This window comes from Croceicoccus marinus, from assembly GCF_001661675.2.
Classification (GTDB): Bacteria; Pseudomonadota; Alphaproteobacteria; order Sphingomonadales; family Sphingomonadaceae; genus Croceicoccus; species Croceicoccus marinus.
Window position 1 is genome coordinate 1,330,275 of the sequence record NZ_CP019602.1, and the last position, 19,821, is coordinate 1,350,095.

Annotated in this window: 18 protein-coding genes; 8 read left to right on the plus strand and 10 right to left on the minus strand. The window is 65.4% G+C overall.

Annotated elements, in window-relative coordinates:
* Positions 1-100 precede the first annotated feature (100 nt).
* The 4 genes from pth to A9D14_RS06355 form a co-directional block, all read right to left on the minus strand.
* Positions 101-667 (minus strand): aminoacyl-tRNA hydrolase, encoded by a 567-nt coding sequence (gene pth / locus A9D14_RS06340; protein WP_066844163.1) that lies wholly within the window; start codon positions 665-667, stop codon positions 101-103.
* 95 nt (positions 668-762) lie between these two features.
* Positions 763-1,410: a 50S ribosomal protein L25/general stress protein Ctc gene (locus tag A9D14_RS06345; RefSeq protein ID WP_066844165.1), complete on the minus strand. Its 648-nt coding sequence runs from the start codon at positions 1,408-1,410 to the stop codon at positions 763-765.
* A gap of 129 nt (positions 1,411-1,539) precedes the next feature.
* Positions 1,540-2,442 carry a TraB/GumN family protein gene (locus A9D14_RS06350; RefSeq protein WP_157668162.1) on the minus strand — a complete coding sequence of 301 codons (903 nt, stop codon included), beginning with the start codon at positions 2,440-2,442 and terminating at the stop codon, positions 1,540-1,542.
* On the minus strand, positions 2,439-3,422 hold the full coding sequence (locus A9D14_RS06355; protein ID WP_157668163.1) for a TraB/GumN family protein: 984 nt from the start codon (positions 3,420-3,422) through the stop codon (positions 2,439-2,441). Before A9D14_RS06355 ends, A9D14_RS06350 begins: the two co-directional genes overlap by 4 nt.
* A 110-nt stretch (positions 3,423-3,532) precedes the next feature.
* Between A9D14_RS06355 and A9D14_RS06360 the strand changes: the two genes are divergently transcribed.
* From A9D14_RS06360 to ppdK, 3 genes are all read left to right on the plus strand, one after another.
* Positions 3,533-4,456 carry a glycine--tRNA ligase subunit alpha gene (locus tag A9D14_RS06360; protein WP_066844170.1) on the plus strand — a complete coding sequence of 308 codons (924 nt, stop codon included), beginning with the start codon at positions 3,533-3,535 and terminating at the stop codon, positions 4,454-4,456.
* Positions 4,453-6,549 carry a glycine--tRNA ligase subunit beta gene (glyS, locus tag A9D14_RS06365; RefSeq protein WP_066848458.1) on the plus strand — a complete coding sequence of 699 codons (2,097 nt, stop codon included), beginning with the start codon at positions 4,453-4,455 and terminating at the stop codon, positions 6,547-6,549. The genes A9D14_RS06360 and glyS overlap by 4 nt, the downstream gene beginning before the upstream one ends.
* A 132-nt stretch (positions 6,550-6,681) precedes the next feature.
* The gene (gene ppdK, locus A9D14_RS06370) at positions 6,682-9,348 is read left to right on the plus strand and encodes a pyruvate, phosphate dikinase (protein WP_066844173.1); all 2,667 of its coding nucleotides are present in this window, start codon (positions 6,682-6,684) and stop codon (positions 9,346-9,348) included.
* Positions 9,349-9,352: 4 nt separating this feature from the next.
* Here ppdK and A9D14_RS06375 read toward each other — a convergent pair whose 3' ends face one another.
* Complete coding sequence (locus tag A9D14_RS06375) at positions 9,353-10,144, minus strand: methyltransferase domain-containing protein (protein ID WP_066844175.1); 792 nt, start codon at positions 10,142-10,144, stop codon at positions 9,353-9,355.
* A gap of 95 nt (positions 10,145-10,239) precedes the next feature.
* Here A9D14_RS06375 and A9D14_RS06380 point away from each other — a divergent pair, with 95 nt between their 5' ends.
* The 3 genes from A9D14_RS06380 (at position 10,240) to A9D14_RS06390 (ending at position 13,607) form a co-directional block, all read left to right on the plus strand.
* Entirely contained in the window at positions 10,240-11,025 is a 786-nt protein-coding gene (locus A9D14_RS06380; protein WP_066844178.1) for a ComF family protein, read from the plus strand.
* Between the two features lie 348 nt (positions 11,026-11,373).
* Positions 11,374-11,742 carry a phosphoribosyl-AMP cyclohydrolase gene (hisI, locus tag A9D14_RS06385; RefSeq protein WP_066844181.1) on the plus strand — a complete coding sequence of 123 codons (369 nt, stop codon included), beginning with the start codon at positions 11,374-11,376 and terminating at the stop codon, positions 11,740-11,742.
* 62 nt (positions 11,743-11,804) lie between these two features.
* Positions 11,805-13,607, plus strand: a complete 1,803-nt coding sequence (locus tag A9D14_RS06390) for an acyl-CoA dehydrogenase C-terminal domain-containing protein (protein WP_066844184.1) — start codon at positions 11,805-11,807, stop codon at positions 13,605-13,607.
* Between the two features lie 50 nt (positions 13,608-13,657).
* On the opposite strand, the gene cysK is transcribed toward A9D14_RS06390, so the two are convergent.
* The 3 genes from cysK to A9D14_RS06405 are packed head-to-tail and all read right to left on the minus strand — an operon-like array spanning position 13,658 to position 16,545.
* Complete coding sequence (gene cysK, locus A9D14_RS06395) at positions 13,658-14,575, minus strand: cysteine synthase A (RefSeq protein WP_066844187.1); 918 nt, start codon at positions 14,573-14,575, stop codon at positions 13,658-13,660.
* Positions 14,572-15,885, minus strand: coding sequence for an MFS transporter (locus tag A9D14_RS06400; protein ID WP_066844191.1), 1,314 nt, complete (start codon positions 15,883-15,885; stop codon positions 14,572-14,574). The genes cysK and A9D14_RS06400 overlap by 4 nt, the downstream gene beginning before the upstream one ends.
* A gap of 12 nt (positions 15,886-15,897) precedes the next feature.
* Entirely contained in the window at positions 15,898-16,545 is a 648-nt protein-coding gene (locus A9D14_RS06405) for a carbonic anhydrase (RefSeq protein ID WP_066844194.1), read from the minus strand.
* Positions 16,546-16,628: 83 nt separating this feature from the next.
* Here A9D14_RS06405 and lipA point away from each other — a divergent pair, with 83 nt between their 5' ends.
* Positions 16,629-17,621 carry a lipoyl synthase gene (lipA, locus tag A9D14_RS06410; protein WP_083987714.1) on the plus strand — a complete coding sequence of 331 codons (993 nt, stop codon included), beginning with the start codon at positions 16,629-16,631 and terminating at the stop codon, positions 17,619-17,621.
* 11 nt (positions 17,622-17,632) lie between these two features.
* A complete protein-coding gene (locus A9D14_RS06415) occupies positions 17,633-18,094 on the plus strand; it encodes a type II toxin-antitoxin system RatA family toxin (protein WP_066844196.1) in 462 nt (153 codons plus the stop codon).
* Here the strand turns inward: A9D14_RS06415 and A9D14_RS06420 are convergent.
* Positions 18,055-18,558 (minus strand): CinA family protein, encoded by a 504-nt coding sequence (locus A9D14_RS06420; protein ID WP_066848462.1) that lies wholly within the window; start codon positions 18,556-18,558, stop codon positions 18,055-18,057. The genes A9D14_RS06415 and A9D14_RS06420 overlap by 40 nt on opposite strands.
* Before the next feature lie 38 nt (positions 18,559-18,596).
* Positions 18,597-19,790 (minus strand): bifunctional 2-C-methyl-D-erythritol 4-phosphate cytidylyltransferase/2-C-methyl-D-erythritol 2,4-cyclodiphosphate synthase, encoded by a 1,194-nt coding sequence (locus A9D14_RS06425; protein ID WP_232468888.1) that lies wholly within the window; start codon positions 19,788-19,790, stop codon positions 18,597-18,599.
* Positions 19,791-19,821 lie beyond the last annotated feature (31 nt).

The window sequence follows — 19,821 nt, forward strand, 5'->3', positions numbered from 1 at the left end:
GATGACCGCGAGGCCCGGTTTGGCGCGGCGGCAACATCCGGTCGTGCGCTTGCGCCGATTTGTCGCACTGTATCGCGGCAGGCATGGCAGATCGGCGGGATCACTGCTGCCTTAGCGCGATGTCGTTCAAGAAGCGCACGTCGTCGCCCCTGGCCAGCCATTCGGCCTCTGCACCGATGGCGCCCAGCATGGCGATCAGATCATCCTGCTCCGCCTTGGCGTAATTGCCCAGCACGTGGCCGGTGACCCGATCCTTGTGGCCGGGATGGCCGATGCCGATGCGCACCCGGCGGAAATCCCTGCCCATGTGCTGGTCGATGCTGCGCAGGCCATTGTGCCCGGCGGTGCCGCCGCCCTGCTTCACCTTCACCTTCATCGGCGCAAGGTCCAGCTCGTCATGGAAGACGGTCAGGTCGTCGGTGGTGAGCCTATAGAAACGCAGGGCCTCGCCGACGCTGCGGCCGCTTTCGTTCATGAAAGTGGCGGGCTTCAGCAGCAGCACCTTATCGCTGCCGATGCGGCCTTCGGACAGCCAGCCCTGGAACTTCTTCTGCGGCGGCGCAAAGCCGTGCATCTCGGCAATGGTGTCGCACGCCATATAGCCGACATTGTGCCGATTGAGCGCGTATTTCGCGCCCGGATTGCCCAGACCTACCCATAACTGCATGGCAAGGGCAGTTAGCCGCTAATCGCGCAAAAGAAAACGCCGACCCCGCATGAACGGGACCGGCGCTTCGTGTTTTCTGCCGAAAACGGAAAGGATCAATCCTCGGCGTTCTGCTCCGTTGCCGGAACTTCGTCGGCTTCGTCGGCATTCGCGTCGGCGCCTTCGCTCTTCTTCAGGGCCGAAGGAGCGACCAGCGTGGCGATCGTGAAGTCGCGATCGGTGATCGCGCTTTCCGAACCGGCCGGCAGGCTGACATGGCTGATGTGGATCGAATCGCCGACATCCTTGCCGGTGACGTCGATCTCGATCTGGTCGGGAATCTTGTCCGCTTCGCAGACCAGTTCCAGTTCATGGCGAACGACGTTCAGGACGCCGCCGCGCTTCAGGCCGGGCGATGCCGCCTCGTTCACGAAGACGACCGGCACGGCGACATCGACCTTGGCGTTCTTGCCAAGGCGCAGGAAGTCGACATGCAGCGGGCGGCTGCTGACGGGGTGGAACGCGACGTCCTTGGGAAGGGTGCGGACCGACTTGCCGCCGACATCGACCATCACGATCGAGTTGGAGAAGTGGCCGGTGCCGAGCAGCTTCACAAGGGCGCGCTCCTCGACGTGGATGGTGGTGGGTTCTTCCTTGCCGCCGTAGATCACAGCGGGGACACGGCCGTCACGACGCAGTGCGCGGGAGGCTCCCTTGCCTGCCTTGTCGCGCGTCTCGGCCGCCAGGGTCAGCTGATCGCTCATTACCTTGGACCTTTATATATTCTGGGTTCAACAAATCCCGCGCCAGACACGCCTCCAGGGATGACCATGCAGTGCGGGAAGGGCGCGCCCATAGGCCGGATGACCCATGAAGGCAAGGCGAAACCGTGCCTAGTGAACCGGGCTGACGCGCCAGCCGCGCGCTTCCAGCAGCGCGATCAGCCCGTCCGATCCGCCGATATGGCCGGCGCCCACGGCGACGAAAGGCTGCTGCCCGCTTTCCATGGCGGCGACGATCGGCCCAGTCCAGCGCCGGTTGCGGTTCGTCAGCAGTGCCTGCCGCAGCGAGCGGTCTGCATCGCTGTCGCCCAGGCCCATGTCCATCAGCCCTGCCAGCGCCTGGGTATCGCCGGCCAGCCATGCATCGGTCATCTCGCGCGGATCGCTGTCTTCCTCGATCAGTATGGATTCGAGCAGGTCCTGCTGCGCGTCGTCATCCAGCCGGTCGAAGATCGCGAACTGCTGCTCGACGGTCTCAAGCCCCTGCACCGGGCGGGGCGCATATCCCGCGACCAGCGAGCGGTCGACCCCGGCCGCCGGATCGATACCCGATTGCGCCTGCACCAGCGCCGACAGCGAGATCGCCGCCGCCCAGCTTTCGACCGTGCGAAACTGCTGCGCGCCGACCCCCGCCTCGCTGAGGAGTTCCGCCAGTTCGTCGCGATATTCGGGCGATACGCGCTGTTCCAGCGGAGGCAGGCTGGTGTCGATCGACAGCCGGGCGAATGTCTCGCGAACGGCGGCGGGATCGAGGTCGGCGATCTCTACCATCAGCACGCCGGAATCGCGCAAGGCATCGTCGATAGCGGGCCTGCGCCACTGCGAATCCGGCGGCAGCGCGTGGATCGTGCCGAACAGCCATCCCGCAGGCTCGGCGTCCTGCGCGGCGCCCGGCGCATCGATGCGATAGAGCGCCGGCTCACCGGCGGGCGCATCGGCCTTGCCGCAGGCCGCCGCCAGCAGGGCCAGCGAAGCCAGCAGAAAGCCGCGCATGAACGAGGGCAGGGCGCTCAATATTCGACTCGCTCCACCGTCAGGCCGCGCTGGGCCAGCACCGATTGTACGCTGTCGGTGCCCGCAAGGTGCCCTGCGCCGACGGCGACGAACACATTGCCGGGCTGCTCCATGCGGGTCTGGATCCAGTCCGCCCATTCGCGGTTGCGGCCCTTGATCAGCACCTCGTAGACCTCGGGCGTGTCCTGCAGTCCTTCGTTGATCAGCCTTTCGGTGGCCAGGACGTCACCCACGCCCCAGGCCCTTTCCGATTCGGCATAGACCTCGCCCGCCTCGGCCAGCGAGCTGGCGGCGTCCATCAGGAACGCGACCTGCTGTTCCTCGGGCAAGGTGGAGAAGAAGCCCATCTGTTCCTCGAAACTCTCAAGCCCGGCGATGGTCTTGCCCTGTTCGCGCGCGCTGCCCTGCAGCACGGCCTCTGCTCCCGCCTTGGGATCATAGCCCAGCTGCGTCAGCGGCGCGGCGGACAGGGTCACGGCGGCAAACCACGGCTTCATCCGGTCCAGCGCCTGCATCGGAATGCCCAGCGACGCGCCGGCTTCGACCAGGTGGGTGCGCTGCTCGCTGCTCAGCCGCTGCGACAGCGTGCTGCCGTCGGTGTAGATGCCGCTGGTCCCGATGACCTTCTGCATGGTGGCGGTGTCGGGCTCCAGCATCTCGATCACCAGCTCGTCCGAACCGGCGAAGGCCTCGCTGACCGCATCGTCGAACCAGACGAGGTCGGGCTTCAGCGCGTGCATCGTGCCGAACAGCCAGATCGTCGTGTCCCCGTCCGACAGCTTCCACAGCGCCGGATCGGCATCGCTGCGGTCGAGCTGGATCGTTTCCCCGGCAGCCGTTTCCCCAGGCGCAATTTCACCGGCCGCAATTTCACCGGCCAGTGCAGCCTGCGGGCTGGCCAGCAGGCCGAGTCCCGAGACGGGCGCCGCGAACCGCGCGATCAGACCCAGAAATGCCCTTGCCGCCCGCTTTATCGTCACTGTCACATCATCCTTTTCGACCAATCCGCCCTGCCGGGCGCCGGGCATACAACGCGCGCATACAACAACGGCGGTTGACGGTTTCCTAGCGCTTCGCCATTGCCCCGGCGATGAACGAACGCGCTTCTTCCTCCGTCCTGTCCTCCGACGTGCTGTCGTTTCAGGACATGATCCTAACGCTCCACGATTTCTGGAGCGCCAAGGGATGCCTGATCCTTCAGCCCTATGATATGCGCATGGGCGCAGGCACTTTCCACCCCGCCACGACACTGCGCGCATTGGGGCCGCAGCCGTGGAACGCCGCCTTCGTCCAGCCGTGCCGCCGCCCGACCGATGGCCGCTATGGCGAAAATCCGAACCGGCTGCAGCACTATTACCAGTACCAAGTAATCCTGAAGCCCAGCCCGCCCCAGATCCAGGACTGGTATCTCGACAGCCTGCGCGTGATCGGCGTCGATCCGCTGAAGCATGATATCCGCTTTGTCGAGGATGACTGGGAAAGCCCCACGCTGGGCGCCTGGGGACTGGGCTGGGAAGTCTGGTGCGACGGGATGGAGGTGACGCAGTTCACCTATTTCCAGCAGATGGGCGGCTATGACTGCAAGCCCGTCGCGGGCGAACTGACCTACGGGCTGGAGAGGCTGGCGATGTACATCCAGGGCGTCGACAACGTCTATGACCTGGCGTTCAATGCGCAGGGCGTGACCTATGGCGAGGTGTTCCTTGAAAACGAGCGCCAGATGAGCGCCTGGAACTTCGAGGTGGCCGACACCGACGCGCTGTTCGACCTGTTCCGCAAGGCCGCCGCCGAATGCCGCCTCTGCCTCGACAAGGGTCTGCCGATCCCTGCGTACGAGCAGGCGATCGAGGCGAGCCACATCTTCAACCTGCTTCAGGCACGCGGCGTGATCAGCGTGCAGGAGCGCGCCAGCTACATGGGCCAGGTCCGCGACCTCGCCCGCGGGTCGTGCGAGGCCTATATGGCGAAGCAGGCCGACCATTGGGCCGCGGATTATCCGGAGTGGACGGCATGACCGATTTTCTCCTCGAACTCCTGTGCGAGGAAATCCCCGCGCGCATGCAGGCCGGTGCACGCGCCGACCTGGAACGCCTGTTCCGGGCCGAGATGGAGGCCGCGGGCGTGGCGCACGGTGCGCTCACCGTGTGGAGCACGCCGCGCCGCCTTGCGATGATCGCGGCGGACATGCCCGAGCGGACCGAAGCGGTCAGCGAAGAGGCCAAGGGTCCGCCCGAGGGCGCTCCCGATGCGGCGATCGACGGGTTCTGCAAGAAGAACGGCGTCACCCGCGACCAGCTGGAACTGCGCGAGGTGAAGGGCCGCAATACGTGGTTCGCGGTCAGGAACGTGCCGGGCCGCGCAGTGGCCGATGTGCTCGCCGAAGCGATCCCCTCGATCGTCCGCGCCTTTCCGTGGCCCAAGTCGATGCGCTGGGGCGATGCCTCGATCAGCACCGAAAGCCTGCGCTGGGTGCGACCGCTGCAGGGCATTGTCGCGATCCTTGGCGAGGAGTTGGTATCCTGCGAAGTCGGCGGCGTGGCGTCAAGCTATGCCACCGTCGGCCACCGCTTCCACCACAGCGGCGAGGTGACCATCGGCGGCGCCAACGATTATGCCGAGAAGCTGCGCGCCTGCCATGTGATCGTCGATCACGCGGAACGGCAGGACATGATCCGCACCAAGGCACGCGAAGCAGCGGAAGCGTCAGGCCTGACGCTGGTCGAGGACGAGGGGCTGGTCGTCGAGAATGCGGGCCTGACCGAATGGCCCGAACCGCTGCTGGGCCTTTTCGACGAGGATTATCTGGCAGTCCCGCCCGAGGTCATCCAGCTGACCGCGCGCGTGAACCAGAAATATTTCGTGTGCGAGGATGGCGCGGGCCGTCTGGCCAATGCCTTCGTCTGCACCGCCAATATCAGCGCCGCCGATCCCGCGGTGGTCGTGGACGGCAACCGCAAGGTTCTGGCCGCGCGCCTGTCCGATGCCCGCTTCTTCTGGGACACCGACCGCAAGGTGCCGCTTGGAGAGCAGGCAAGCAAACTGGCCCGCATCACCTTCCACGAAAAGCTGGGCACGCTTGCCGACAAGGTCGAGCGGGTGGCGAAACTGGCCCGCCAGCTGGCGGAAGAGGGCATCGTGCCGGCTGCCGATCCCGATCGCGCCGAGCTGGCGGCACGGCTCGCGAAGGCCGATCTGGTAACCGAGATGGTCGGCGAATTTCCCGAACTCCAAGGGCTTATGGGCGGCTATTACGCCCGCGCCGAGGGTCTGCCCGATGCTGTCGCCGACGCGATCCGCGATCATTACAAGCCGGTGGGGCAGGGCGACGCCGTACCCACCGCGCCGGTGACGGTGGCCGTGTCGCTGGCGGACAAGCTGGATAACTTGCGCAGCTTCTTCGCCATCGACGAGAAGCCGACCGGCTCGAAGGATCCGTTCGCCCTTCGCCGCGCGGCACTGGGTGTGATCCGCATCGTCACGCAGAACAGGCTTCGGCTTGCTATTGCCGATGGGGATCTGCTCGACTTCTTGGCCGACCGTCTGAAGGTGCAGCAGCGAGAGGCGGGCGTCCGCCACGATCTGATCGACGCCGTGTTCGCCCTTGGCGAGGAGGACGATCTGGTCCGCCTGCTCGCCCGCGTGCACGCGCTGCAGAGCTTCATGGAGAACGAGGACGGGGCGAACCTGCTCGCCGGATACAAGCGCGCAGCCAATATCCTGAAGAAGGAAGACTACAAGGGCACAGACGACCGCATCGCCCGCACGGGGGAGGAAGACCCGCTGGCGCTGGTCGATGATCCGGAACTCGGTTCGATCCTGGCGCAGCGCGGCCATACGAACCCCGATCATGCGCCTGAACCTGCCGAGGCTGAACTGATCGCGGCGCTGGACAAGGCTGCGCCTGCCGCGAGCGATGCGGTGGAGAGCGAGCGGTTCGAGGAGGCCATGGCCGCGCTCGCATCGCTGCGCGGGCCGATCGATGCGTTTTTCGACCACGTGACCGTCAACGATCCCGATCCCGCCACGCGTGAGGCGCGTCTGGCGCTGCTCGACCGGTTCCGTGCTGCAGTGCACAAGGTTGCGGACTTTTCCCGGATCGAGGGCTGACTTGAACCGTTCGGGAAGTGTGGCGCTGCAGGGGAGGGATCAAGCGGTCTAACGCTTGTGGGCAGTTTAAATCCGCCTGCTGCAACGCAAGATAGATAAACAGAACAGTCAGGTCAGGGAGCTTGAGACCAGATGACGCACTATGTGTACACCTTCGGCGGTGGCGCCGTCTCCGACGATCCGCGCGCCAAGGACAAGACGATCACTGGCGGCAAGGGTGCGAACCTCGCCGAAATGGCTTCCATCGGACTGCCTGTTCCTCCCGGCTTCACCATCACGACCGAGATGTGCGTCAAATATCTGGCCGAGGGCGCGAACTTCGACGACCAGCTGCGCGCCGATGTCGCCAGCGCGCTGACGCATATCGAGCGGACCGTCGGCAAGAAGTTCGGCGACCCCGCCGATCCGCTGCTCGTTTCTGTCCGTTCGGGCGCGCGGGTTTCCATGCCCGGGATGATGGACACGGTGCTCAACCTGGGGCTGAATGACGAGACGGTTGAGGGCCTTGCCGCCGTATCGGGCGACGAACGCTTTGCCTGGGATTCCTATCGCCGGTTCATCCAGATGTATTCGGACGTCGTCCTTGGCCTGGATCATGGACTGTTCGAAGAAGCGCTGGAGATCGCCAAGGAAGACAATGGCTATTCCGCCGATATCGAGCTGACCGCCGGCGACTGGAAGACACTGGTCGCCCAGTACAAGTCCATCGCGCAAAGCGAACTGGGCGAGCCGTTCCCGATGGATGTGAACGACCAGCTGTGGGGCGCGATCGCGGCCGTGTTCGGAAGCTGGGATTCCGAACGCGCCAAGATCTATCGCCGGCTGAACGGCATCCCCGGCGGCTGGGGCACCGCGGTTAATATCCAGGCCATGGTGTTCGGCAACATGGGTGAGACCAGCGCCACCGGCGTTGCCTTCACGCGCGATCCCGCGACCGGAGAGAAGGTCTATTACGGCGAATATCTGATCAACGCGCAGGGCGAGGATGTCGTCGCCGGCATCCGAACCCCGCAATATCTGACCAAAGCGGCCAAGGACGCGGCGGGCGCGCAGCTTCCCTCGATGGAAGAGAGCATGCCCGATGCCTATGGCGAGCTGGCGCGCGTTTTCGACCTGCTTGAAAACCACTACCGCGACATGCAGGACATCGAATTCACGGTGCAGCAGGGCAAATTGTGGATGCTGCAGACCCGCACCGGCAAGCGCACGGCCAAGGCGGCGCTGAAGATGGCGGTCGAAATGGTGGCCGAAGGGCTGATCGACGAAGCCGACGCGGTTCGCCGGATCGATCCCATGGCGCTCGACCAGCTGCTGCACCCGACGCTGGACCCCGATGCGCCGCGCGATGTGCTGACGGTGGGCCTGCCCGCATCGCCGGGCGCAGCTTCGGGCGCGGTCGTGTTCGATGCCGATACCGCCGAACAGCTGGCCGAACGCGGCGAGGCGGTGATCCTGGTCCGCGTGGAAACCAGCCCCGAGGATATTCACGGCATGCATGCAGCCAAGGGCATATTGACGGCGCGTGGCGGGATGACCAGCCACGCGGCGGTCGTGGCGCGCGGCATGGGCCGCCCCTGCGTGTCGGGCGCATCGGCGCTGTCGATCGATCGCAAGACCAAGATCGCCACGATCAGCGGAACCGAGCTGAAGGAAGGCGATGTCATCACGCTCGACGGAGCGACCGGCGAGGTGATGAAGGGGGCCGTTCCCACGATCGAGCCCGAGCTTGTCGGCGATTTCGCCACTTTGATGGAATGGGCCGACAAGAAACGCCGGATGCGGGTGCGCACCAATGCCGAAACGCCTGCCGATTGCCGCATCGCGCGCCAGTTCGGTGCCGAAGGCATCGGCCTGTGCCGGACCGAGCACATGTTCTTCGATGCCGCGCGGATCTCGAGCGTGCGCGAGATGATCCTAGCCGATGACGAGGCTGGCCGCCGCAAGGCGCTTACCAAGCTGCTTCCCGAACAGCGCAGCGACTTCAAGGGCATCTTCACCGAGATGGCGGGTCTTCCCGTCACGATCCGGCTGCTCGACCCGCCGCTGCACGAATTCCTGCCCCACGCGGACGAGGAATTCGCCGAGCTGGCCGAGATCACCGGCTATGGCGTCGACCATCTGAAGCGCCGCGCGAACGAATTGCACGAATTCAACCCCATGCTGGGCCATCGCGGCTGCCGCCTGGGGATCACCTTTCCCGAGATCTACGAGATGCAGGTCCGCGCCATCTTCGAAGCGGCGTGCGAGGTTGCCGACGAGAGCGGCGACGCTCCGGTTCCCGAGGTGATGATCCCGCTGGTCGCCACCAGGCGCGAGCTCGAGATACTGCGCGTGCTGGTGGATCGTGTCGCGCTCCAGGTGTTCGGGGAAAAGGGCAGGACTCTCGAATATCTGGTCGGCACCATGATCGAACTGCCGCGCGCCGCGCTGATGGCCGACGCCATTGCGGAGGAGGGTGAGTTCTTCTCGTTCGGGACCAACGATCTGACGCAGACGACGCTGGGCGTCAGCCGTGACGACGCTGCCCGCTTCCTGACGCCCTATGTGGACAAGGGCATCTATCCGCGCGATCCCTTCGTCAGCCTGGATATCGAGGGTGTGGGCCAGCTGGTCGAACTGGCGGTGGAACGCGGACGCAAGACGCGTCCAGACATCAAGCTGGGCATCTGCGGCGAGCATGGCGGGGATCCGGCATCGATCGCCTTCTGCGAAAGGACCGGGCTCGATTACGTGTCCGCCTCGCCCTATCGGGTGCCGATTGCCCGGCTGGCGGCTGCACAGGCCAGCCTCGCGGAGTAGCGGCCTAGAAGCGCGGGGCGGGGTTCCGCCCCGTCAGCGTCACGAATTCGAAGCGCTCGCGGATCAGCCCGTCTGCCTCGCGCCGCGCTTCGAACTGCGTGCGGGCGGTGTGCACGGCCTTGCGCGACAGATGCGGGCCGGAATTGGCGAGCACATTGTTCAATCCCTGCGCTCGCAGGTCGCCCACGATTTGGTCGAAGCTTTCGAAGTCGACATCGAAGCCCCAACCGTCCACCACCGGATCGGCGAAACCCAGTCGCGTCAGCAACTGGCCCGCCGCGCGGACATCGACCTGCGGGTGGATGCGCGGTGCAGGACGCTCGCCATCGGCTTGCAGCATGGCTGCGCGCAATCCGGACAGGCTGCCCGCGGCGCCAAAGCTGGCGATCATCAACCCGCCCGGCTTAAGCGCTCGCCGAATCAGCACCAGCGCACCGGGCAAGTCGTTCACCGTGTCCAGCAGGCCGAGACTCACGATCAGCGAAAAGGGGCCGCCCGGCAGTGGCGCTTCCTCGTCGATGACCCTGACGCCGGGCAAGGGTGCGGGATCGGCGGAGATCGCATGCGTACCGCCTTCCTCAAGATGGCGGGCAAGCGCTCCGGTCCGGTCGCCCAGAACCAGCGCGCTTTCGAAGTCCTCGCGCAGGAAGCCAAGCCGGTCTACGACGTCCTCGGCCAGTTCCCGCGCGACGGTGGCGACGCCGCTACCCGTATCGGCCATGGACTGCATGCGCAGCCGCGCTGCGACGCGGCGCTTGCGGGAAAAGATCTTCGGCGGTGAGGGAGGGATATCCATGCCCCGCCTGTTGCAGTGCATCGCCGCGTGACGCAAGCTGGTCGCCGGATTTTCCGATCCGCCGATCAGCCAGGGTGGTTCAAGGAACGAAACTCATGACATTGCGCCAAGTCATTGCGCCACTTGTGGATTTCGCGTTTCCGCCGCGTTGTCCTTCGTGCGGCGAGGAGGTTTTGGGTAGCGTCAGCGATCTGGACGAGGGGCTTTGCGGATCATGCTGGGGCAAGTTGCGGCTGCCTGGCCAGCCTGCCTGCAGGCTGTGCCAGATTCCCCTGTCGAGCGATCAGCTGACGACCGAGGGCCTGTGCGGGCCTTGCCGGACCGATCGGCCGGAGCATGACGGCATAGCGGCGGCAACGATCTACGGGCCGGTTTCTCGTGAGGTTCTGCTGGCGCTCAAGCATGCTGGCCGGTTTGCGCTGGCAGGATCGATGGGCCGGTTCATGGCTCTGCGCTTTGCAGCGGCAGGGCTGGCGAACCCCGAAAATCCGCTGGTGGTGCCGGTGCCGCTCCATCCCTCTCGCCTTTGGAAGCGGGGTTACAACCAGTCGGTGTTGCTGGGAAAATCCTTTGCCGCCCGGATGGGCTGGGATTTCCGCCCCGACGTGCTGCGCCGAAGGAAGCGCACCCCTTCGCTCGACGGGCTGGACAGGATGGAGCGGCGTGCCGTGCTGGAAGGCGCGATCGAAGCCGTTCGCAGTGACGCGGTGGCCGGGCGCGATATCGTGCTGATCGACGATGTGGTGACCAGCGGCGCAACCAGCGGCGCCTGCGTCGAGGCGCTGAGGTCTGCGGGCGCAAAGCGCGTCATCATCGCGTGCTATGCGCGGGTCGGTCTGAGCGAAAGGCATGAAAGCATTGCCGAAGAGCCGCCGGAGTGACCCATAAAAAGTTGGCGCCCGAGGCCGAAGCCCCGAGCGCCAGCGTGACGTTCAACCGGAATGCGCATCAGAGACCTGAGTCCCGAGCGGCTTTCCCGGCCGTTAGTCCGACGCGCCCCCCGGCACGCCGTTTTCCCTGAACGCTGACCGCTTCAGCAACCTGCTCTGCGACAACGTCGACCGCTGCGAAGAGCGGGTCCGGCTCCCTCAAGCCGTGATTGCCTTCTTGCGCGTGGAGTGCGATTTGAAAAGGAGAAACCCGCAGCCGTCATGGAAATCATGCAACGCTGTGTTCGATTTGCAACATTCGTGCGCCGGACCTTTGCGCGCCCACAAGGATCTTATTCAATGGCAGACTGCGGCGCCGACACCACCCTGGCATTCGAGCCGCGTTTCGACGAGGCCGGCCTGATCACCGCCATCTGCGTCGATGATGCCGATGGCACCGTGCTGATGGTCGCCCACATGAACGAGGAGGCCCTGTCGCTGACGCGCCGGACAGGTCTTGCCCATTTTTGGTCCCGCTCTCGCCGGTCGCTTTGGAAGAAAGGCGAAAGCTCGGGAAACATGCTGTCGGTCAGCGAGATCCTGGTCGATTGCGATCAGGATTGCCTCTTGGTGCGGGTGGTTCCTGCCGGGCCTGCCTGCCACACTGGCCGGCGTAGCTGCTTTTACCGCAGGGTGACCGACACCGGGCTGGAGATGGTCGGGGATTGATCGGACACCCGCCAAACGCTATATATTGACATAAATGTAAGTAGAGAGAGGAGCAGGCCACCATGGCCGATTACAGCGCGCCGCTGCGCGATACCCTATTCAATCTGAACCACGTGCTGAAGCTGGGCGACCGCGCCGGCCAGCCCGGGTTCGAGGCGCTGGACGCCGACATGATCGAGCCGATCCTGACCGAGGCCGGGAAGTTCGCCTCGGAAGTTTTCGCGCCGCTCAATGCTTCGGGCGACCGGCAGGGCTGTACGCGGCATGACGATGGATCCGTTACCGTTCCGGACGGCTTTGCCGATGCCTACCGCCAGATGTGCGAAGGCGGGTGGACCACGCTGACCGCGCCCGAAACCTATGGCGGGCAGGCTTTGCCGCATGCCATCGGCGTGGCGGTGGAGGAATTCCTGTCGGGCGCCAACATGTCGCTTGCCATGTATCCGGGCCTGACCGATGGCGCGATCCGCGCCTTGGTCGCACGGGGCAGCGACGAGCAGAAGGCGACCTATCTGGCCAGGCTGACCTCGGGCGAATGGACCGGCACGATGAACCTGACCGAGCCGCATGCGGGCACCGATCTGGGTCTGCTGCGCACCCGCGCCGAACCCAACGGCGACGGCAGCTATGCGGTCAGCGGGACCAAGATCTTCATCTCCTGCGGCGAGCATGACATGGCGAGCAATATCGTTCATCTCGTCCTTGCCCGCCTGCCCGATGCGCCCAAGGGGTCGAAGGGCATTTCGATGTTCATTGTACCCAAGTTCCTGCCGGACGAAAATGGCGAGTCGGGGGAACGCAACAGACTGTCCTGCGGCTCGATCGAGGAGAAGATGGGCATCCACGGCAGCTGCACCTGCGTGATGAACTACGACGGCGCGAAGGGCTGGCTGATCGGCGGTGAGCACCAGGGGCTGGCGGCCATGTTCATCATGATGAATGCCGCGCGCCTGTGGGTCGGTCTGCAGGGCCTGGGCCAGGCCGAAGTCGCCTATCAGAACGGCGCTTCCTATGCGCTCGACCGGCGGCAGGGCAGGGCTCTCACCGGCCCGGTCGAACCGGGCCAGAGCGCCGATCTGCTGGTCGTGCACCCCGACGTGCGCCGCCTGCTGATGGATGCGCGCGCCAAGACCGAGGGGCTGCGCGCGCTGATCCTGTGGACCGGCCTGCTGACCGATCTGTCGCATCACGCCGCGACCGAGGAGGAGCGGACGCAGGCCGACGATCTGATCCAGTTGCTGACGCCCGTCGTCAAGGCGGTGGGCACCGATATCGGCTATGACGTATCGACCCAGATGCAGCAGGTGTGGGGCGGCCACGGCTATGTCGCCGAGAACGGGATGGAGCAATTCGTGCGCGATGCCCGCATCGCGATGATCTATGAAGGTGCGAACGGCATCCAGGCCATGGACCTGGTGGGCCGCAAGCTGCCGATGAAGGGCGGCCGGGCGATCCAGTCGTTCTTCGCGCTGGTCGATGGCGAGATTGCCGATGCCGCCAGCGACGGCGCGGTCCGCGAAATCGCCGAGGCGCTGGGCAAGGCGAATGGCGAGCTGAAGGCCGCGGCGATGTGGCTGATGCAGAACGCGCCCGAAAACCCCGACAATGCCGGCAGCGCGGCCTATGCGATCATGGAGATCCTGGGGCTGGTCGCCATCGGCCTGATGTGGCTGCGCATGGCGAATGCCGCTTCCGCCGCGATCGACGCAGGCGAGGGCGACAAGTCATTCATGGAAGCCAAGCTGCTGTGCGCGCGCCATTTCGCGCAGAGCGAACTGCCCGATGCAGGCGCGCTGCGCCGCAAGCTGCAGGCCGGGGCCGAGGTGATCATGGCCATGCCCGCCGAAAGCTTCCTGCGGGCCTGATCCGTCACGGTGGCCATGCCGGGCAATTGATCGCCCGGCATGGCTTCCAATCAAGCGGGCAGGAAATCCGGCACCGAAAGGTAGCGTTCCCCGGTGTCGTAGTTGAATCCCAGCACGCGCGTGCCCTTGTCCAGCTCGGGCAGCTTCTTCGCGATCGCGGCAAGGGTGGCCCCGGAACTCATGCCGACCAGCAGCCCTTCCACCGAAGCGCTCTTGCGCGCCATGTCCTTGGCCTCGTCCGCATCGACCGAGATCGCGCCGTCGATCGACTGCGTGTGAAGGTTTTCGGGAATGAAGCCCGCACCAATGCCCTGCAGCGGGTGAGGGCCGGGCTGCCCGCCGGAAATTACCGGCGAAAGCGCGGGTTCGACCGCATAGGCCTTCATCGTGGGCCAGACCGCCTTCATCGCCTCGGCGCAGCCCGTCAGGTGCCCGCCGGTGCCGACGCCGGTGATCATCACGTCGATGGGCGTATCGGCGAAATCGGCCAGGATCTCTCGCGCGGTGGTCGCGACGTGGATGGCGGGATTGGCTTCGTTATCGAACTGCTGCGGCATCCATGCCCCCGGCGTCTCGTCCACCAGTTCGCGGGCACGCTGCAACGCGCCCTTCATGCCGTTTTCCTTGGGCGTCAGGTCGAAAGTCGCGCCATAGGCCAGCATCAGGCGGCGCCGCTCTATCGACATGCTTTCGGGCATGACGAGGACCAGCTTGTAGCCCTTGACCGCAGCGACCATCGCAAGGCCTATGCCGGTATTGCCCGACGTCGGCTCGATGATCGTGCCGCCCTGCTTCAGCGCGCCGCTCTTCTCCGCAGCCTCGACCATGGCGAGCGCGATGCGGTCCTTGATCGAACCGCCGGGATTGGCACGCTCGGACTTTACCCAGACCTCGTGGTCCGGGAACAGTCGCGACAAGCGGATATGCGGCGTATTGCCGATCGTGGCGAGGACGTTGTCGGCCTTCATGTCATGGCTCCTTCCTGCTCTTTTGCGGGCTTCCCATCGTCCTTGACGCGATAGGCCGGCGCGAATGTGCGGGCGTTTCTGAGTTCCGGATAGGCGTAAGCCCAGATAACGACCACCAATATTGCCCCGACGCCGCCGAAAACAACTGCCCCGGTCGCACCGATCAGCGCGGCGACGACGCCCGATTGCAATTCGCCCAGCTCGTTGGAGGCCGAGATGGCCAGGCCCGAGATGGAAGACACCCGCCCGCGCATGTGATCCGGCGTGTTCAACTGCACCAGCGACCCGCGCACGAAGACCGAGATCATGTCCGCCGCGCCCAGCACCACCAGCACGGCAAGGCTGGCCAGCAATTCGCGCGAGATGCCGAACAGCGCGGTCATCAGCCCATAGACCGCCACTGCCCACAGCATCTTTACCCCGACATTGCGCTCCATCGGTTTCCACGCCAGCCACAGCGCGACCAGCCCCGCACCCACCGCGGGCGCTGCGCGCATCCAGCCCAGGCCGATCGGTCCCACCTGCAGGATGTCGCGCGCAAAGACCGGCAGCAGCGCCGTCACCCCGCCCAGCAGCACCGCAAACAGGTCGAGCGAGATCGCGCCCAGCAGGAAGCGATCGTTCCACACGAAGCGCAGCCCGTCCTTCACCTGCCGGATCGGATGCAGCTTGCGGTCGATATCCGGCTGGCGCAGCGGCTTGATCAGCGCCACCATCAGGGCGGCGAGCGCCAGCAGGAAGACCGACACGATATAGGGAAAGCTGGGGAAGACGGCATAGAGCATGCCGCCCGCCGCCGGCCCCAGCACGGTCGCGAACTGCCAGGCGATGGCATTGGTCGCGATGGCGCGCGGGATCATCCAGGCGGGCACGATATTGGGCGCCAGCGCATTCATCGCCGGGCCGAAGAAGACGCGCGCCGTGCCATGTGTCGCCGCCAGAAGGAACAGCAGCGGCAGGGTGAGATTGTCGGACCAGGTCGCAAAGCCCAGTGCGGCTGCGATCACGATATCCAGCAGCATCGCCGCGACAGCGACCCAGCGCCGGTCGAACCGATCCGCCGCGAACCCCGCGAACGGCGTCAGCAGGAACAGGGGCAGGAACTGCGCCGCGCCCAGCAGGCCAAGCTGGAAGGCGGCAAGCGACCGGCTCATCCCGTAATCGCTGCGCGCCACGTCATAGACCTGCCAGCCCAGCACCACGACCATCGACAGCGTCGCGATCACGCCCGCAAAACGGGCTACCCAGAACAGACGGTAATCGCGAATCTGAAGCGGATGGCGCGGTTCAGGCGCGGCAGGCACAGTCATGTCGAGGGGAATTCAGCGGACCGGAGTGAACTTACCGGAACCTTCATCCAGCCAATGGAGAATACCGTCGGAAATCGCGAAGAAGGCACCGCGCAGCTTCAGCGTGCCCTTTGCTTCCTTGGACTGCACGCAGGGGAAGCTGCGCAGATTTTCGAGCGATACCTTGACCGCGGCCTGCTCCATCGCAAGTTCCGCTTCGCGCCCCTCGGTCCCGTGGTCGTGCGCAACCTCGTCGCGGGCGTCGTCGAGCAGTTCGATCCAGTCGGCGATGAAACCGCCGCGACCCGGTTCGGCGCCGTGCATCGATTGCGTCAGCGCCGCCTTGCAGCCTCCGCACATGCCGTGGCCCAGCACCAGTACTTCCTCGACCTCAAGCACCTGGACGGCGAACTCCAGTGCGGCGGACACGCCGTGATGGCCGGGCGTCGTCTCGAACGGGGGAACCATGGCGGCGACATTGCGCACCACGAACATCTCGCCCGGATCGACGTCGAATATCTGGCTGGGATCGACCCGGCTGTCAGAGCAGGCGATGACCATCACCTTGGGCGACTGTCCTTCCTTGAGCTGGATCCAGCGGTCGCGCTGGGGGTGCCAGCTCTTCTCGCGGAAACGGCGGTAACCTTCGGTAAGGACGGACTGTACTGGTGAGTCGGGCATCGTGCGATCTTTGCATCCGCGCTTCGCAGCTTGCAAGCAGCACTATGTTGCGGGTGACGCCAGACGCGCTTATGTGGACCCCTATGAACGAGATCACCAAACCCGCCGACATGCGCCCGCCCATCCAGCGCAAGCCCGACTGGATCCGGGTGAAGGCCCCGACCAGCAAGGGCTATGCCGAGACGCGGCGCCTGATGCGCGACCTCAAGCTGAACACGGTTTGCGAGGAAGCGGCCTGCCCGAACATCGGCGAGTGCTGGACCAAGAAACACGCGACGGTGATGATCCTGGGCGACGTGTGCACGCGTGCCTGCGCGTTCTGCAACGTCAAGACCGGCATGCCGCGCATGGTCGACCCGATGGAGCCGATGAACGTGGCCATCGCCGCGGGCGAGATGGGGCTCGAGCATATCGTCATCACCTCGGTCGACCGCGACGACTTGCCCGATGGCGGCGCGGGCCAGTTCGTCAAGGTGATCGAGGAACTGCGCAAGCGCGCACCCAATACCACGATCGAGATCCTGACGCCTGATTTCCGCGGCAAGATGAAGGCGTCGATCAAGGCGATCTGCGAAGCGCGCCCCGACGTATTCAACCATAATCTGGAAACCGTGCCGCGGCTCTATCCCACGATCCGGCCGGGCGCGCGCTATTACGCGTCGCTTCGCCTGCTTGAGGAAGTGAAGGCGAATGATCCGTCGATCTTCACCAAGTCGGGCATCATGCTGGGACTGGGCGAGCAGCGGCTGGAGATCCACCAGGTGATGGACGACATGCGCAGTGCCGACATCGACTTCCTGACGATGGGCCAGTATCTGCAGCCGACGCCCAAGCACGCCAGGGTCGTTGATTTCGTGACCCCGCAGCAGTTCGGCGCGCTGGGTTCGATCGCACGGGCCAAGGGCTTCCTGCAGGTCGCTTCCAGCCCGCTGACGCGGTCCAGCTATCACGCGGGCGATGACTTCGCCGAGATGAGGGCCGCGCGCGAAGCACAGCTGGCGAAGCAGGGCGGCGAGCCCGCCAAGGTCCCCGGCAAGAAGCAGTGGGTCCGCGACAGCAGCGCCCCCGCCGAATAGAAGCAGCGTCCATGCCCAATATTCGCGAAACGCGCGAGCTCGACTATTCGGCCGAGCAGATGTTCGACTTGGTGGCCGATGTCGCCAGCTACCCGCAGTTCCTGCCCTGGGTGGTCGCCATCCGCGTGCGCACCAACAGCGAGACCGAGATGGTCGCCGACATGATGGTCGGCTTCAAGGCCCTGCGCGAGCGGTTCACGTCGAAGGTGTACAAGCAGAGGCCCGACCGGATCATGGTCGAATATGTCGACGGTCCGCTGTCCAACCTGGAAAACGTCTGGCGGTTCGAACCGCTGGACGGCGGTCGCTGCCGCATCCATTTCTGCGTCGAGTTCACGTTCCGCAACCGCGTGTTCGAGGCGTTGGCGGGCCAGTATCTCGACCGGGCTTTCCGAAAGATGGTCGGCGCGTTCGAAACCCGCGCGCAGGCCCTTTACGGCAGAAGCAATTCCAGCGCGCACAGCGCGGCCTGAAGGCGCACGTCCGCGCGGCCCTTGCAGTCGAAATGCTTGAGCTCGGCTGAAGGCTCCTCGCTATCCTGCCGGTCGCGCTTGGCGCGGGCGAAGACGACGGTGCCGACCGGCTTAAGATCCGTTCCGCCATCGGGTCCCGCGATGCCGGTGATCGCCACGGCGACATCGGCCCCCGAATTCTTGAGCGCGCCCGTCGCCATCGACCAGGCAACGGCCACCGACACCGCGCCGAAGGTCTCGATCAGATCGCTGGGCACGGCCAGCTCTTCCATCTTGGCAGCGTTCGAATAGGTCACGAACCCGCGGTCGAGCACCTTGGACGAACCCGGAACCTCGGTCAGCGCCGAACACACCAGCCCGCCGGTGCAGCTTTCGGCCACGGCGATGGTCGTGCCGGCCTCCTTGTGGGCGGCGATGACCTTGTCGGCCAGATCGGTCAGTTCCTTGGGGAGGTTGCTGTCCATGTCGGTTCCGGAAAGTTTGGGGGGATCACTGGTGGTCATCATGCCGCTTTCATCAGCAGGACCTGTGCCTGCGCGGCGATGCCTTCACCGCGGCCGGTGAAGCCCAGCCGTTCGGTGGTGGTCGCCTTCACCGAAATGACACTGATGTCAACAGCCAGCAGCTCTGCAAGCCGCTCGCGCATCGCCATTCGGTGCGGGCCGACCTTGGGCGCCTCGCAGATGATGGTCAGGTCGCAATTGGCCAGGCGGTAGCCATTCTCTTCCGCCAGCCTGACCGCGTGCGTCAGGAAGATATGCGACGCGGCGCCTTTCCATTGCGGATCGCTGGGCGGGAAATGATCGCCGATGTCCCCGATGGCGACGGCACCCAGGATCGCATCGGTCAGCGCATGCAGCGCCACATCGGCATCGCTATGCCCGGCCAGCGTCCGGTCATGCTCGATCCGCACGCCGCAAAGCCAGAGATGGTCGCCCGGTTCCAGCCGGTGCACGTCATAGCCGCTGCCGGTGCGAAAAGCGGGAACGGGGGAAGGGGGCATCGCGAAATCTTCCTTGAAGGTCAGCTTGGCCAGCCGCGCATCGCCGTCCACCAGCGCCACCTCATGCCCGGCCTTGCGCAGCACCTGCGCGTCGTCGCCGGCACTCGGCGGGCCTTCCCACGCGCGATGCGCCGCGAGTATGTCGCCAAAGCGAAAGGCCTGGGGCGTCTGGACGCGGCGCAGCTCTTCCCGCCGCGCGGGCGCGCCCATGATGCTACCGCTGGCTTCGACCATGCTGTCCACGACAGGTAGAACGGGAATCGCCCCCGATCTTTCCCGAAGCGCCGCGATCAGCCGTTCGGCGACACAGCCCGGCAGGTCTGGCCGCGCCGCATCATGGATCAGCACCGATGTCGGGGGCGAGGGGAGCGCAGCCAGCGCTTCCAGCCCGGCCCTTACCGAACCCTGCCGCGTGGCACCGCCGAAGACGAAGGAAATTGCACCGCTATCGCCGATGGCGCCGCGCGCTGCATCCTCGTCGCCGGGGGGTATGACGATCAGGATCGGGCCGGAAATCGCCTTACGCAGCATGGCTACGGCATGACCCAGCACGGTGGTCCTGCCATAGGGCGCATATTGCTTGGGGGTGCCCAGCCCGGCGCGCGATCCGCTGCCGGCGGCTACGATGATCCCGGCGATCGTTTCGCCCTGTCGATCGGTGTCGTTTCGATCAGCCCCGCTTCGATCAACCATGTCCGCCATCGCCGGCCCCGCTACAGGCTTG

What these genes read in the sequence shown, in the direction of transcription:
- hisI (WP_066844181.1), top strand. Translation starts at nt 11,374, where the DNA reads ATGGCAGACTGCGGCGCCGACACCACCCTGGCATTCGAGCCGCGTTTC.
- lipA (WP_083987714.1), top strand. Translation starts at nt 16,629, where the DNA reads ATGAACGAGATCACCAAACCCGCCGACATGCGCCCGCCCATCCAGCGC.
- A9D14_RS06420 (WP_066848462.1), bottom strand. Translation starts at nt 18,558, where the DNA reads ATGGACAGCAACCTCCCCAAGGAACTGACCGATCTGGCCGACAAGGTC.
- A9D14_RS06400 (WP_066844191.1), bottom strand. Translation starts at nt 15,885, where the DNA reads ATGACTGTGCCTGCCGCGCCTGAACCGCGCCATCCGCTTCAGATTCGC.
- A9D14_RS06380 (WP_066844178.1), top strand. Translation starts at nt 10,240, where the DNA reads ATGACATTGCGCCAAGTCATTGCGCCACTTGTGGATTTCGCGTTTCCG.
- glyS (WP_066848458.1), top strand. Translation starts at nt 4,453, where the DNA reads ATGACCGATTTTCTCCTCGAACTCCTGTGCGAGGAAATCCCCGCGCGC.
- A9D14_RS06345 (WP_066844165.1), bottom strand. Translation starts at nt 1,410, where the DNA reads ATGAGCGATCAGCTGACCCTGGCGGCCGAGACGCGCGACAAGGCAGGC.
- A9D14_RS06405 (WP_066844194.1), bottom strand. Translation starts at nt 16,545, where the DNA reads ATGCCCGACTCACCAGTACAGTCCGTCCTTACCGAAGGTTACCGCCGT.
- A9D14_RS06425 (WP_232468888.1), bottom strand. Translation starts at nt 19,790, where the DNA reads ATGGTTGATCGAAGCGGGGCTGATCGAAACGACACCGATCGACAGGGC.
- A9D14_RS06375 (WP_066844175.1), bottom strand. Translation starts at nt 10,144, where the DNA reads ATGGATATCCCTCCCTCACCGCCGAAGATCTTTTCCCGCAAGCGCCGC.
- A9D14_RS06415 (WP_066844196.1), top strand. Translation starts at nt 17,633, where the DNA reads ATGCCCAATATTCGCGAAACGCGCGAGCTCGACTATTCGGCCGAGCAG.
- A9D14_RS06390 (WP_066844184.1), top strand. Translation starts at nt 11,805, where the DNA reads ATGGCCGATTACAGCGCGCCGCTGCGCGATACCCTATTCAATCTGAAC.
- pth (WP_066844163.1), bottom strand. Translation starts at nt 667, where the DNA reads ATGCAGTTATGGGTAGGTCTGGGCAATCCGGGCGCGAAATACGCGCTC.
- ppdK (WP_066844173.1), top strand. Translation starts at nt 6,682, where the DNA reads ATGACGCACTATGTGTACACCTTCGGCGGTGGCGCCGTCTCCGACGAT.
- A9D14_RS06360 (WP_066844170.1), top strand. Translation starts at nt 3,533, where the DNA reads ATGAACGAACGCGCTTCTTCCTCCGTCCTGTCCTCCGACGTGCTGTCG.
- cysK (WP_066844187.1), bottom strand. Translation starts at nt 14,575, where the DNA reads ATGAAGGCCGACAACGTCCTCGCCACGATCGGCAATACGCCGCATATC.